Below are 13,076 nucleotides of genomic sequence, written 5' to 3' on the forward strand. Positions count from 1 at the left end.
CGTGCACCACGCGGTTCCGCTGACCGTTCCGCGCCTGCCGGCGGAACGCGCGGAGATCGAACCCGACAGGACCGCGGTCGTCGTGGACGGCCGGGACGGCCTGCGGCCGCGGTGTGAGGCACCGCGGCCGGAGGTTCTCTCGTCGATCGGAATCGGTCAGAACGCGGGATAGACGTCGGCGACCTGGCCGCCGACGCCGTAGTAGTTGGAGCCGGTCGACCAGGTGCTGTCGTTGATCAGCGGCTTGTACTGGAACTGCTGCCCGGCGGGGATGCCCGTGATCGAGCACTCCCACAGGTCGGCCGCCTTGTTGACGCAGTCCTGCCCGCCGCTCCAGGTCAGCGGCGAGGTGTCGCCGCGGATGGTGATCCGGTTGCCCCAGCCCACGTTGTAGTGGACGCGCACCGTCGTCGTGGTGGACGTCGGCTCGACCTTGGCGCCGAGCGCGGTGCGCACCGACGCCCCGCCGGTGGAGGTGGCGGTCAGCACGCCTCCGTACAGGCTGTAGGTGCCGTTGACCTGGTGCAGGGTGACGGTGACCTGGGCGGTGCCGTTCGCGGGGACCGTCACCTGACTGGCGCTCAGGGTGAACAGGCCCGCCGGGGCTGGCGCCGTGCCGCCGGAGTCGGTGGCGGAGACGGCCAGGTTCAGCGTGACCGGGGTGGCGGCGTCGTTGGTGTAGGTCACGGTGCGGGTGGCCGTGGGCTGGGCGGTGGTGACCGCGAGGGCGGCGCTCGGCGGGTTCGCGGTGACCTGCTGGCCGACCGCGCGGGCCGCGTCGACCCGGCCGGTGCCGTACGTGTAGGGGGTGGTCCCGGCGGCGGCCGCGGCGGTGCCCATCAGGGCGTCCTTGAGCCGCTGCGCGCCCCAGGCGGGGTGGCGCTGCTTGACGAGCGCGGCGGTGCCCGCGACGTGCGGGGTCGCCATCGAGCAGCCGCTCTTGCCGCCGTAGCCGCCGCCGGGCACGGCGGCGGTGATGTTCACGCCGGGGCCGGTCATGTCGGGCTTGATCCCCTGGTCGCCGACGGGGCCGCGGCTGGAGAAGCCCGCGACGGTGTCGGTGAGGTCGACCGCACCCACGGTCAGCGCCGACCCGGCCGCGCCGATGGAGCTGATGGTGGAGGTGCCGGGGCCGTAGTTGCCCGAGCAGACCACGAACAGCGCGTCGTACTGGGAGGTCAGCGTGTTGATCGCGGTGGGAATGGGAGCGTCGGGGTTGCCGCCGCCGCTCTGGATGCTCATGCTGACGATCTTGGCGCCCTGGGTGCCGACGGCCCAGTTCATGCCCGCGATGACGGAGGAGTCGTAGCCGTAGCCGTCGTCGCCGAGGACCTTGCCGACGACCAGGCTCGCGCCCGGAGCGACCCCCTTGTACAGGCCGCCGGACGCTGCGCCGGAACCGGCGACGGTCGAGGCGACGTGGGTGCCGTGGGAGTTGATGTCCTCGACGCCGCTCGTGCTTCCCATGAAGTCGGCGGAGGCGACCACCTTGCCCGCCAGGTCGGGGTGGTCGGTGTCGTATCCGGTGTCCAGCACGGCCACCTTGACCCCGGTGCCGTCGTAGCCGGAGGACCAGGCGGTGGGGGCGCCGATGTGCGGGACGCTCTGGTCGAGGCCGGCGGTGACCTTGCCGTCGAGCCACAGCTTGGTGACGCCGCCCTGCAGGCCGGTGGGTTCGGCGGAGCCGCCGGTCAGCCCGCGCCAGCCCGCAGGGGCGGCCTTCTTGCCGATGGCGAAGGCGCTGACCCCGAGGCGGGGGAAGTCGTGGCGGGGCTTGGCCGCGCTGCCGAGGGCGTCGCGGGCCCGGGCGGCGTTGGTGCTCGTCGTGCTCTTGCCGTAGGTCGTCATGACCGGGATGGACGGGCTGTGGGCGTCGTCGTAGCCGTCGGCGATCAGCGTGCCGACCTCGAACAGCCGGGGGTCGAGCCGGTCGGCCCGGATGAGCGGGGCGGCGTCGGAGGGGACCACCGACACCTGGTCGCCGCGGTCGGTGACGGCGAAGGTGACGCCGGTGCGTCCCTCACCCGGCTCGACCGACAGCACGCGCAGGTCTTTGCCCTCCAGGCGTGCCTTCACCGTGTCACCGGTGACGAGGGTGACGGTGTGGTCGCTGCCCGCCTCTCCTGGGGCGGTGGAGGGATCGGTCTGCGCCGCGGCGGACACGGCGGGCAGGCCGACCAGAGCGGCCGCCGTGAGGGCGGCGGCCACAGATGAACTTCGCAAGGGTTCTCCCTGATGCTGGGGATGAGGTGGGGTGCGAGGTCACGCGCGACGCGCCCCCGGACCACGTCCGGGAGCGCGGCGCGTAGGGCTAGAAGCTGGGCGTGATGTCGTGGCCGTGGCCGCTGACGCCCGTGTAGTTCGAACCGGTGGACCAGGTGGTGTCGTTGATCAGCACCTTGTACTGGAACGTGGTGCCGCCGGGGATGCCGCTGACCGTGCACTCCCACAGGTCGGCGGCCCGGTTCACGCACGCCTGCCCGGTGCTCCAGCTGAGGGGCGAGGCGTCGCCGCGGATGGCCACGTTGTTGCCGTAGCCGACGTTGTAGTGCACCCAGACGGTGACCTTCGCGGCCAGCCGCAGGGACTGCACGTCGCTGAAGCCGTACCCGGAGCCGATCGTCGTCGGCGACGTGTGCGCCTTGAGGTAGATGGGCGTGGTCTCCGCTCCGTTGACGTAGCGCGCGTAGACGTGCACGTCGTAGTCGCAGGTGTTCTCGGCCTGCAGGTAGCGGTAGCTCTGGTAGTAGCTGACGCAGCTCGGCGCCGCGCCGTCGTCCGCGCTCGCGGGGCTCGCGGTGGCCAGGGCGGCTCCCAGCAGGGTCGCCAGGCCCGTGCCGAGGGCCGCCATCGTGCGGGTGATGCGCCTTGTCACGTGTTCCTCCCACGTCGGGTTGATCACTGCAAGGCAAGGCTAAGTCTTGCGCAAAGCCCTGAAAGATTGCGAAATCCGTTTCGTCGACCAGGGGGTCAGATCATGGATTCGTCACCCACTCTCGACGTTGAGGTCTGAATTCGTGACCGATCGGCCCATGCGGATGCGAGATCGACAGTCGGCCGACATGGCTGTGCGTTTCGTCACAAGGTGCCGCCGGAGGTGGGCTCAGGAGCGCTGAAGGGGCGCTGAGCTGGGACTGTCATCTCATCGTCGCCGTCCGTCCCGGCTCGGACGCCTGTCCTCACGGTCCGATTCCACAGGTCGCAAACTCATTGAAAGGTCTGCAAAGAGTTGCTTCCGGGTAGGTAGCCCATGGCCGCCGTATGGCCGGTGGCAGGGAGCGATAGCCTCGCGGGGTGAGCCGTACCTCTCGTACCCGCCGTACGCCGCGCGCCGGCGAGCCCTGTCCCTGCGGTCTGCCGGGCGCCTACGGCGAGTGCTGCGGCCGGTTCCACGCGGGACAGGCCGCGCCGACGGCGGAGGCGCTGATGCGCTCGCGCTTCTCCGCGTTCGCCGTCGAGGACGAGGCGTACCTGCTGCGGACCTGGCATCCCTCCACCCGTCCGGCCCGGGTCGAGTTCGAGCAGGGCATGCGGTGGACCGGGCTGCGGATCGAGGCGGTCACCGGCGGAAGCCCGATCCACACCGACGGCACCGTCACCTTCCTCGCCCGGTACGCCTACCGGGGACAGCCCGGCGAGATGCGCGAGCAGAGCCGCTTCGTCCGCCACGAAGGCGCCTGGGTCTATCTGGACGCCGTCGGCGAGTGAGCACCGCGGAGGCCCGGCGCGGTCGCCGACCACGGACTCCGCAGCGGCTTTTCTCCGATAAGTTGCTCTCATTTAATTTATGCCGATAGCGGCATTTGATGGTATGTACGCCTGGTGTCCGGTCAGCAGGCATAGCGACAAAAAATGGGTCATCATCCATGCCGTGCTTGGCATGAGCGGGGCCGAGGCCATGACGCGGGGTATGAGGCCAACGTTGCTTATGTCCGCGACGAATGCCCATTGCCGGATGGCCTTGGTAGGTAGGTGCGTTCCACGATGTCTCGCCGCTGCACGTCCCGCTCCCGACCGTTTCGGGCTCTGGCGGTTCGCCGGCTGACGCTGGCCGCTCTCGTGGCCGCGCTCGCCTGGAGCACCGCGGTACAGGAGGCGGGCGCGAGCGCGCATTCCCTGCGTCGTGGTGCGATGAGGGCGGTCACCGGCCACGGCCACGGCGGCGGGGGCCAGGTGGCAGCGGGTGGGACGGCCACGGCCCGTCAGCTCAAGTCGGGCAACGGCAAGTTCAACCAGAATCTCAACGGCGTGTTCGCCCCGACCTTCATGATCGGCCAGCAGCAGACCGGCATCACGAACGGCGGGCGCATCAGCACTCAGGGCGCCTTCTGCGGTCCCGGCCCGAGGCTCTGCAAGATCTGGCAGAACATGCCCATCAACGTCAACGGCTGGTGACCGCGCCCGGATACGCGCGGGCCGTGAATTCCGTGAATTCGGGGTCGCGCTGACTGATATGGCAATGATGCCGTAAGGCGCCGCGCGCGCCGGGCGCGGGAAACCAGGGGGTCACTAGCCTGAAAACGCCTGGGCGAAAAGGGGCCGCCCGGAGCATTGCGGCGGCTACTGGCGGGAGCGCGTGATGAAGTGTCAGCGGCACGGCGGGACGGTCACGAGGAAGATCGGTCTTGGTCTCCTCGCCTGCGCGTCGGTCGTGGCGGCGCTCGCCGTCGCGGGCCCTGCCGCGGGGGCCACCCGCACGCACGGGCGGGAGACGCCTCGCCACCAGGAGCCCGGGCTGCGGCCCGCGCGGCCCGGCGGGGACGCCGCCCAGCCGGGGCTCACCGCCTCGAGTCCCACGACAAACCGCGGTACGCAGCAGATCACGATCAACGTCGCGAACGGGGGGACCGGCATCCAGAACGCGATGTGCAGGGGCAACCGGGCGTGCGACATCGCGCAGGCGCTCGGCACGCCCTACGCGGGCGCCTCGCCCGTGCCGGCCCCGGCCCCGCAGGCGTCGCCACGAGCGCGGGTGGCACCCCGAGCGGGGGCGGCGACGAAAGCGGGGGCCACGACCCGTGCGGGGGCGGCGCCCCGGCACCCGGCGGTCCTTCCTGGCCGGCGGGGGACCGGCCCCCAGCCGGTGCCGAACCGCGGGCGTGCGGTTCCGCGGCCGGTGCCCGCGCCCCGCCCGGTGCCGCCGGCCCGCGGGCCGCACCACCGGTAGCGGCCCATCCACCAGGCGACGGCCATACGGCTCGGTCCGGCAGGCCGGAGCACCGGGCCGGCTCCCTCCTCAGTCCGCGACGATGGCCCCGGACGCTGCCATGTGATCATGGGCGGCATACCGTGCGCCGGTCTGCCGGACAATGCACCGGTGAGCGATCTCGACTTCTTCGCCGATCTAGTGATCACGGGCACCGTGCTCGGCCTCGACCACACCAGTCGCAGGGACGAGGTCGAGGAGGTGCTCGGGCGCGACCGCACGTTCGAGGCCCCGTCGGGGATGATCTCCGACTTCGGCCTGGTCGAGTTCGGCTGGTTGCGGGATCGGCCCGAGGACGACTGGAGGGTCGTCTACTTCGGCGCGCAGGCACACTGGCTCCCGGACCTCACCGACGACGACATCCCGGCCGCCCTGCTGGGCCGCTACGGCGGTTTCCGCTCCCGGCTCCACTTCGATGAGCTGCGCGCTGCCGTGGAGGCACGCGGGTTCACGCTGGAAGAGCGCCCCACGTACAACGAGGGCTGCGTCGATTACTGGCAGCCCACATCGGGGATGGGGATCACCGCGGTGACCGACCCGGAGGAGTGGGATGAACCATCGGGCACCGTGCTCAAGATGCTCGGGCCGGGACGCCGGTATTCGTGGCGGTCCTTCGAGGGACGTGAGCAGGCGTTCAGGAGCTACGTCGATCACCTGGTGACGTTGCCGGAGCGGGAACTGGCCGCCTGGCTGGACAGGCGCGAACCCGGCGGGGAACGCGAGCGCGCCGACTGGTGGGCCTGTCTCCGCGACACGGTCGCACGCCGCACCGGGGGAACCCTCGCGCAGAACGTACGGTGGCGGCGGCTCGGGATGGATCTCGACCGGCACGCGGCGGAGCGGGGGATCGACGCCCCGGACGAGGCGGCGGTCACCCTGATCACGGCGCTCGCGAGGGCCCGCGACCTGGGCATCACCGACGGGCTGCCGGCGATGGACGACGCCGTGGAGCGGTGGCTGGCGGCGACGACCACCTTCGCCGACGCCGTGCGGCTGTGCGCGGAGCGGCCCCTGACCCCCGATGACGTGCGGTTGTCCCGCCGCCTGCGCAACCAGATCCACCTCGTCCAGCCCGTCGTGCCACACCTCGCGTCCGCCGCCCTGGCGGAGGAGGTGCGGCGCTGGGCCGAACTCAAGCGCTCGTTGCTTCGCCTGCCGGTGTCGGGGGATCACGGCGAGCGGGCCCACCCGTGAACGCGGAACTCCGCCGTGGACGCCTCAGTTGGTAATCTCAAGACAAGGATGGGCTTCACGGCCTGTCCTCCCGTCCACGGCCCGCCAACGAGGAATTCCTTCGAGTCGTCAGGATTTGCGCACCATGTCGAAAGCCGGTCGGTCCCAAGAGGAGATGCGCCGGCGCAACCTCGGCGATCTGCTGCGGCACGTGCACCTGGCCGGCGCGCTCTCCCGTTCGGAGCTGGCCGATCGCATGGGCCTGAACCGCAGCACCATCATGGCGCTGACCGCCGAGCTGTCCGCGGCGGGCCTGGTCAGCGAGGAGTTGCCCGGAGACACCGGCAGGGCGGGCCGGCCGTCGCTGGTGGTCCGCCCGGAGCGCGACCGGGCGCACGTGCTGGCCTTCGACGTCCGCGTCGACCGCCTGGTCGCGGCTCGCGTGGGACTGGGTGGTGAGATCCTCGACCGCCGGGAGGCGGTCAGGCCCCGCGCGGGCGCGGACCTGGAGGACGTCGTCGGCGTGCTCGCGGGCTTCGGCCGCGAGCTGCGGCGCGGCGCCCGGGCGGGCTCGGTGTGCGTCGGGGTCGGCGCGGCCTACTGCGGGATGATCCGGCCCGCCGACGGCACGGTGCGGTACGGGCCCTACATGGGGTGGGTGGACCAGGCGTTCGGCGTCGAGCTCGGCGCCCGGCTCGGGCTGCCGGTGCTCGTCGGCAACGAGGCCCACCTGGGCGCGCTGGCCGAGCGCGACCGCGGCGTGGGCCGCGGCCTGGACAACCTGATCTATCTGCACGGCGACGTCGGGGTGGGCGGCGGGATCATCGTCGGCGGCAAGCTGCTGGACGGTGACGGCGGCTACGGGTGCGAGCTGGGGCACATGATGGTGAACCCGTACGACGGGCGGCCCTGCATGTGCGGCTCGCGCGGCTGTCTGGAGGCCGAGGTCGGCGAGCACGCCCTGATCGACGCCGCGGGCCGTTCGGGCGAGCTGAGCGGCCGCGAGGGTGTACGCGCCGTGGTGGAGGCCGCCGAAGGCGGGGACGCGGCGGCCGTGGAGGCGCTGCGCCGGATCGGCGACTGGCTGGGCATCGGCGTGGCGAACCTGATCAACCTCTTCAACCCGGGCATGGTGATCTTCGGGGGAATGCTCCGGGACGTGTACCCGGGCTCGGCGGCGCAGGTCCGCCGCAGGGTGGAGGCGAACGCCATGGTGATCTCACGCGAGCAGGTGCGGCTGCGGGTGTCGGCGCTCGGAGACGACGTCACGCTGGTCGGCGCCGCGGAGCTGGCCTTCTCCCGGCTTCTGGCCAGCCCTCTGGAGGTGCTCGCGGAGATGCGGCGTCGTACGGCGCACCGGGCGGCGCCCCGGAGGCGTGCGCTGGCGCTCTGAAGCGCCGCGCCCTCCCGAAGGACCATCGGCCCCCGGCGGTGACCTGCCCTCACTCGGCATCGGCCTAGGGGCCTGATCCTGGTCATGAGTGAGGAGTGAGGCCTTCCGGCCGCTCGTATCCAGAGCAGGTGCGAGCAGCACGGGGATGGCGCTCCGCACAACCAAACGCGACCCTCGCGATTATCCGCAGACATTCGGACAAACGAATAAAAGTCGCACAAAGTGCCCTGCTGATGGTCTGCTGGACCATCTGTCTGTTTCGGATTATCGGGAAAGATGACCGAAAACATCCTCCCAGGTCACGCCGTAAGCGTGATCCGTCCGGAGTCCGGAATCGAGCGCCGACGTTGCTAGGCTACGAGCATTATCTACCGCTTTCTATCGTTGGTGGACCTGATGACGGACAACTCACCGTTCAAGCTTTCGAGTGATGACGAAAACCTCAACCGGTGGACGAGCCTGGGTATCGATCCCACCATCCCCCATTCGGCCCGGATGTATGACTGGTGGCTCGGAGGCAAGGACAACTTCGCACCGGACCGGGCCCTGGGCGAGGCCTTCATGCAGGCGATACCGAGCATCCGCACCATGGCCAGGGAGAACCGCAAGTTCCTCGGCCGCGCGGTCCGCTACCTCGCGAGCGAGGGGATCGACCAGTTCCTCGACATCGGCACCGGCATCCCCACCGAGGGCAACGTCCATGAGGTCGCCCACTCGATCACACCCGAGGCCTGCGTCGTCTACGTCGACAACGACCCGATCGTCCTGGCGCACGCACGGGCGCTACTGGTCAGCGGCGGCCCCGGCGTGACCGACTACATTCACGCCGACCTGCGCGAGCCCGAGACGATCCTCGCCGACCCCGCCCTGACCGGCACCCTGGATCTGACCCGTCCCGTAGCGCTGATGCTCGTCGCCATCCTGATGCTGCTGGACGACGACGAAGATCCGTGGGGCAAGGCGCGCACCCTCATGGACGCCCTTCCCTCCGGCAGCTACGTCACGATCACCCATCCCGGCCTCGATTTCGACCCCGAGGCGATGGAGGCGATCAAGGAGGCCGCCAGGCAGGGCAACATGACCGTGATCCCGCGTGTCCGCGCCGACGTCGAACGGTTCTTCCAGGGATGGGACCTGGTCGAGCCGGGCGTGGTCCCGGTCATGGACTGGCGCCCCGATGACGAGCCGTTGTTCGGCCAGGGTCCCGCCTACTACTGGGCTGGAATGGCTCGCAAGCCCTAGGACACTCCACTCGCCCGACGCCGCCGGGGTGGCACGCCCGTCCCGGCGGGTAGGGGGACCGACGGGGGTGGGAATCGGATGGAGAAGCGGCACTCCGGGCGGACCGGCTCCCCGCCGGGCGCTCCGTCGCTGCGTGACCGGTTCTGGTCGGTGTTCTCCCCGACGACGGAACCGCCGCGCAGCGCCCTCGGGCTGCGGATGGCGCTGGCCGCCTTCGGGCTGGTCGTCTGCGGCTTCATCGCGATCACGGCGTACGCGGCGGGGCTGTTCGTGCCGGCGGTCGTCGCGACCGTGCTCGCGATCGTCGCCGCGGCCGACTTCGTCGTGGTGGTCCGCCGCCGCGCCGGGCGGTGAGGAAAGGCCATACGGGGGCATTCAAAAATAGAACGCGTTCTCGTACGCTCCGGGGTATGCGTTTCACCTACGCCGAGGCCATGACCGACCCGTCGTACTATCTGCCGCTCGCCCGGGCCGCGGAGGCCGCGGGGTACGCGAGCATGAGCGTGGCCGACTCGCTGGTCTACCCCAGGGAGTCGGACGCGAGGTATCCGTACACGGCGGACGGAGATCGGGAGTTCCTGGAGGACAAGAGCTTCATCGAGACGTTCGTCCTCATCGCGGCGATGGGGGCGGTGACCTCGGCGATCCGGTTCACGCCGTTCGTCCTCAAGCTCACGGTGCGTCCGCCGGTGCTGGTGGCCAAGCAGGCCGCCTCCGTCGCCTGGCTCACCGGCGGCCGCCTCGGCCTCGGCGTCGGGCTGAGCCCCTGGCCGGAGGACTACGCCGTGACGGGCGTGCCGTGGGCACGGCGGGGCAGGCGCATGGACGAGGCCATCGAGATCGTCCGCGGCCTGACACGCGGCGGCTACTTCGAGTACCACGGAGAGTTCTACGACCTGCCGCCGGTCAAGATGTCCCCGGTCCCGGCAGAGCCGGTCCCGATCCTGGTCGGCGGGCACAGCGAGGGGGCGCTGCGCCGCGCCGCCAGGCTCGGGGACGGCTGGATGCACGGCGGGGGAGACCCCGCAGAACTGGACGCGCTGCTCGCCAGACTCGCCGCGCTGCGCGCCGAGGAGGGCACCGCCGACCGGCCCTTCGAGATCCACGTGATCTCCCCTGACGCCTACAGCGCGGACGGGGTGAAGCGGCTGGCCGACAAGGGCGTCACCGACGTGATCGTCGGCTTCCGCAGGCCGTACGCGAAGGGGCCCGACACCGAGCCGCTGAGCCGGAAGATCGAGCACCTGGAGCGCTTCGCCGAGGTGGTGATCGCCAAGGCCGGCTAGCGGTTCCGCGACCGAGCGGACCTCCGGCGCGAGGCCGGATCACCCCGCTGCCGTCATCATGAGCGGGTGTCCGGCCACACTGAGGTAGAACGCGTTCTTGCAAGCCGTTCCGGGCTCGCGCATGCTGGGGCGCATGAATCTGATCGCGCTGGAGGAGATCGGCCAGACCAAGTACCGCTACCTGCGCTGCCTGGACCTCAAGCGCTGGGACGACTTCGCCGACACGCTCACCGGCGACGCCGTGGCGGCCTACGACAATCCGGTCGCGGGCGACCCGCTGCGGTTCGACGGCCGCGAGGCCATCGTCGGCTACATGCGCGCCAGCCTCGGGCCGGAGGTGATCACGACGCACCTCGCCGGTCACCCTGAGATCGAGATCGACGGCGACGACGCGAGGGGCACCTGGTGCCTCGACGACACCGTGCTCATCCCACGCCACCGCCTGATGATCCGCGGATCCGCCTACTACGAGGACACCTACCGGCGCTGCTCCGACGGGCGCTGGCGGATCAGCGGCACCGGCTACCGCCGGACGTACGAGTACACGCTGTCCCTCGACGAACTGCCCAGTCTGCGGTTCACCGCGAACCTCTGGGCCGCGTCCTGACCTTTCCCGGAGCCGGGCCGCGTCGCCGGCCGGGAAACCGTGCCGCGCCACCGCCATTGACCACATCTAGAACGAGTTCTAATCTCGCGGTGGAGAAGACCACCGGTTCGGTCCGTATTCGCACCGCTGATCCAAGGGAGTCCGATGGCCACGGAACCGTTCGCCCGGGCGATCGCCGAGGCCGAGGAGATCATCCGCTCCGCGCCGCACGTGCGGTCCGAGCGGGACCTGGCCGAGGGCCTCGACTACCTGGCGGGCGGCATCAAGGCGGCGTTGCACATGACGTGGGCCTACGACCGCGACTTCCCCTTCTTCGCCGCCTCCACCGGCCCGTACGCCAAGCTCGGCCTGGACAACCCCGACACGCTCTACTTCCACGCCTATATCCGGGACGACGCCGAATACGTGGTCACGGGCCGCCGCGGCACCACGGCCGACCTGAGCTTCCAGGTGCTCAACGGCGACTACTCGCCCGCGCGGTCGCCCGACAGCCTCACCGCGTTCGACGACCGCGACATCGAGATCGCCCCGGACGGGTCGTACGAGCTGCGCTTCGGCCCGGCCGAGAGCACGGCCGAGAGCACGGCCGAGAGCCTGGCCGAGAGCCCGGACGAGAGCGCGGCCGGGGGAAAGGCGGGCCCGAACCGCTTCACGCTGGGGCCGGGCGCGGCGATGCTGATCGTGCGGGAGGTCTTCTCCGACTGGGACGCCGAGCGGCCCGGCGAGATCCGCATCCACCGCGCCGCCACGCTGGGGTCGGCGCCCCCGCCGCCGGACGTGGACAGGATCTCCAGGCGCTACGAGGTGGCCGCGAGGATGCTGCTGGGGCGGCTGCGGACGTTCCTGGCGTTCCCGGAGCGGCACTACCTCACGCTGCCGGTCAACACGATGACCGAGCCGCGGCCCACGCCGGGCGGCCTCGCGACGCAGTATTCGTCCGTCGGCCACTACGACCTCGACGACGACCAGGTCATGGTCGTCACCGTGCCCGCGGCGGGCCGCGACGTCGCGCCGTACCAGGGGTTCCAGCTCGGCAGCATGTGGTACGTCTCGCTGGACTACATCAACCACCAGACCAGCCTCACCGCCGACCAGGCGCGCCCCGACCCCGACGGGAAGATCCGCTACGTGATCGGCGAGCGCGATCCCGGGCTGGCCAACTGGATCGAGCGCACCGGGCACCGCCGCGGCTACCTGCAGATCCGCTGGCAGCGGCTGACCCGCCCCCTCGGGCCCGAGGACGGTCCGGAGGTGGAGGTGATGCGGTTCGAGGACCTGCCGGCAAGGCTGCCCTACCACGACCGGCAGCGGATGAGCCCGGGGGAGTGGGCGGCCAGGATCGCCGCCCGGCAGACCGCCGTCGCCCGAAGGATGCTGGGCTGATGCCGCTGAAGGACCGGGTCGTCGTGGTCTCCGGGGTCGGGCCGGGGCTGGGACGCGCCCTGGCGCTGCGGTGCGCGGTGGCCGGGGCGGACGTGGTGCTGGCCGCCCGGAGCGAGGAGCGGCTGGCCGCGGTGGCGGAGGAGGTCGCGCGGCTCGGCCGCCGCGCGGTGCCGGTGCCGGCCGACGTCACCGACGAGGCGTCGCGGCGGCGGCTGGCCGCCACGGCACTGGAGAGCTGCGGCCGGGTCGACGGGCTGGTCAACAACGCCTTCGCGATGCCGCCGATGACGGACCTCGTCGACGTGGACCTCGGCGCGGTGCGCGCCGCCTTCGAGACCAACGTGCTCGCCGCGTTGCGGCTGACCCAGCTCTTCGCGCCGGCGCTCGCCGAGCACGCGGGCGCGGTCGTGATGGTCAACTCGGCGGTGCTGCGGCACTCGCGGCGCACCTTCGGCGTGTACAAGATGGCCAAGGCGAGCCTGCTCGCCCTCGCCCAGAGCCTGGCGACCGAGCTCGGGCCGCGCGGCGTGCGGGTCAACAGCGTCGCCCCCGGCTACATCTGGGCGGACAACCTGAAGTGGTACTTCGAGACCCTGGCCCGGCGGCGCGGCGTCCCCGCCCGGCAGGTGTACGACGAGACCGCCGCCGGGCTCGACCTGCGCAGGCTGCCCGAGCCCGAGGAGATCGCCGACGCCGCGGTGTTCCTGCTGTCCCCGCTCGCGCGGGCGGTCACCGGCCAGTGTCTCGACGTCAACTGCGGCGAATGGCACCACTGACGAGCGCGGA

At 71.2% G+C, this 13,076-nt stretch carries 13 protein-coding genes; 11 read left to right on the top strand and 2 right to left on the bottom strand.

Translation table 11 applies throughout. The features are described from left to right. Positions 1 to 156 precede the first annotated feature (156 nt). Positions 157 to 2,223, bottom strand: coding sequence for a S8 family serine peptidase (locus ABZ857_RS25060; RefSeq protein WP_357046734.1), 2,067 nt, complete (start codon positions 2,221 to 2,223; stop codon positions 157 to 159). Between the two features lie 88 nt (positions 2,224 to 2,311). Beyond that, positions 2,312 to 2,875, bottom strand: a complete 564-nt coding sequence (locus ABZ857_RS25065) for a carbohydrate-binding module family 20 domain-containing protein (RefSeq protein ID WP_357046736.1) — start codon at positions 2,873 to 2,875, stop codon at positions 2,312 to 2,314. Positions 2,876 to 3,294: 419 nt separating this feature from the next. Between ABZ857_RS25065 and ABZ857_RS25070 the strand changes: the two genes are divergently transcribed. From ABZ857_RS25070 to ABZ857_RS25120, 11 genes are all read left to right on the top strand, one after another. After that, positions 3,295 to 3,708, top strand: a complete 414-nt coding sequence (locus ABZ857_RS25070) for a YchJ family metal-binding protein (RefSeq protein ID WP_357046738.1) — start codon at positions 3,295 to 3,297, stop codon at positions 3,706 to 3,708. Positions 3,709 to 4,059: 351 nt separating this feature from the next. Then, positions 4,060 to 4,395, top strand: coding sequence for a hypothetical protein (locus ABZ857_RS25075; protein ID WP_357046740.1), 336 nt, complete (start codon positions 4,060 to 4,062; stop codon positions 4,393 to 4,395). A gap of 184 nt (positions 4,396 to 4,579) precedes the next feature. Next, complete coding sequence (locus ABZ857_RS25080; protein WP_357046742.1) at positions 4,580 to 5,167, top strand: hypothetical protein; 588 nt, start codon at positions 4,580 to 4,582, stop codon at positions 5,165 to 5,167. Positions 5,168 to 5,317: 150 nt separating this feature from the next. Then, entirely contained in the window at positions 5,318 to 6,400 is a 1,083-nt protein-coding gene (locus tag ABZ857_RS25085; protein WP_357046744.1) for a hypothetical protein, read from the top strand. A gap of 124 nt (positions 6,401 to 6,524) precedes the next feature. Beyond that, the gene (locus ABZ857_RS25090; protein ID WP_357046746.1) at positions 6,525 to 7,772 is read left to right on the top strand and encodes an ROK family transcriptional regulator; all 1,248 of its coding nucleotides are present in this window, start codon (positions 6,525 to 6,527) and stop codon (positions 7,770 to 7,772) included. A 396-nt stretch (positions 7,773 to 8,168) separates the two neighbouring features. Then, positions 8,169 to 9,014 carry an SAM-dependent methyltransferase gene (locus ABZ857_RS25095; protein WP_357046748.1) on the top strand — a complete coding sequence of 282 codons (846 nt, stop codon included), beginning with the start codon at positions 8,169 to 8,171 and terminating at the stop codon, positions 9,012 to 9,014. 78 nt (positions 9,015 to 9,092) lie between these two features. Continuing rightward, the gene (locus tag ABZ857_RS25100) at positions 9,093 to 9,368 is read left to right on the top strand and encodes a DUF6343 family protein (RefSeq protein WP_357046750.1); all 276 of its coding nucleotides are present in this window, start codon (positions 9,093 to 9,095) and stop codon (positions 9,366 to 9,368) included. A 56-nt stretch (positions 9,369 to 9,424) separates the two neighbouring features. Beyond that, the gene (locus tag ABZ857_RS25105; RefSeq protein ID WP_357046752.1) at positions 9,425 to 10,300 is read left to right on the top strand and encodes a TIGR03619 family F420-dependent LLM class oxidoreductase; all 876 of its coding nucleotides are present in this window, start codon (positions 9,425 to 9,427) and stop codon (positions 10,298 to 10,300) included. A 133-nt stretch (positions 10,301 to 10,433) separates the two neighbouring features. Next, the gene (locus ABZ857_RS25110; protein ID WP_357046754.1) at positions 10,434 to 10,907 is read left to right on the top strand and encodes a nuclear transport factor 2 family protein; all 474 of its coding nucleotides are present in this window, start codon (positions 10,434 to 10,436) and stop codon (positions 10,905 to 10,907) included. 144 nt (positions 10,908 to 11,051) lie between these two features. Next, complete coding sequence (locus ABZ857_RS25115) at positions 11,052 to 12,290, top strand: hypothetical protein (RefSeq protein WP_357046756.1); 1,239 nt, start codon at positions 11,052 to 11,054, stop codon at positions 12,288 to 12,290. Further along, on the top strand, positions 12,290 to 13,066 hold the full coding sequence (locus ABZ857_RS25120) for an SDR family oxidoreductase (RefSeq protein WP_357046758.1): 777 nt from the start codon (positions 12,290 to 12,292) through the stop codon (positions 13,064 to 13,066). The genes ABZ857_RS25115 and ABZ857_RS25120 overlap by 1 nt, the downstream gene beginning before the upstream one ends. Positions 13,067 to 13,076 lie beyond the last annotated feature (10 nt).

Source organism: Microbispora sp. NPDC046933 (assembly GCF_040644635.1).
GTDB lineage: Bacteria > Actinomycetota > Actinomycetes > Streptosporangiales > Streptosporangiaceae > Microbispora.

Coding starts and splice junctions, on each gene's coding strand:
- ABZ857_RS25110 (WP_357046754.1), top strand. CDS start 10,434: ATGAATCTGATCGCGCTGGAGGAGATCGGCCAGACCAAGTACCGCTAC.
- ABZ857_RS25080 (WP_357046742.1), top strand. CDS start 4,580: ATGAAGTGTCAGCGGCACGGCGGGACGGTCACGAGGAAGATCGGTCTT.
- ABZ857_RS25095 (WP_357046748.1), top strand. CDS start 8,169: ATGACGGACAACTCACCGTTCAAGCTTTCGAGTGATGACGAAAACCTC.
- ABZ857_RS25090 (WP_357046746.1), top strand. CDS start 6,525: ATGTCGAAAGCCGGTCGGTCCCAAGAGGAGATGCGCCGGCGCAACCTC.
- ABZ857_RS25120 (WP_357046758.1), top strand. CDS start 12,290: ATGCCGCTGAAGGACCGGGTCGTCGTGGTCTCCGGGGTCGGGCCGGGG.
- ABZ857_RS25100 (WP_357046750.1), top strand. CDS start 9,093: ATGGAGAAGCGGCACTCCGGGCGGACCGGCTCCCCGCCGGGCGCTCCG.
- ABZ857_RS25105 (WP_357046752.1), top strand. CDS start 9,425: ATGCGTTTCACCTACGCCGAGGCCATGACCGACCCGTCGTACTATCTG.
- ABZ857_RS25115 (WP_357046756.1), top strand. CDS start 11,052: ATGGCCACGGAACCGTTCGCCCGGGCGATCGCCGAGGCCGAGGAGATC.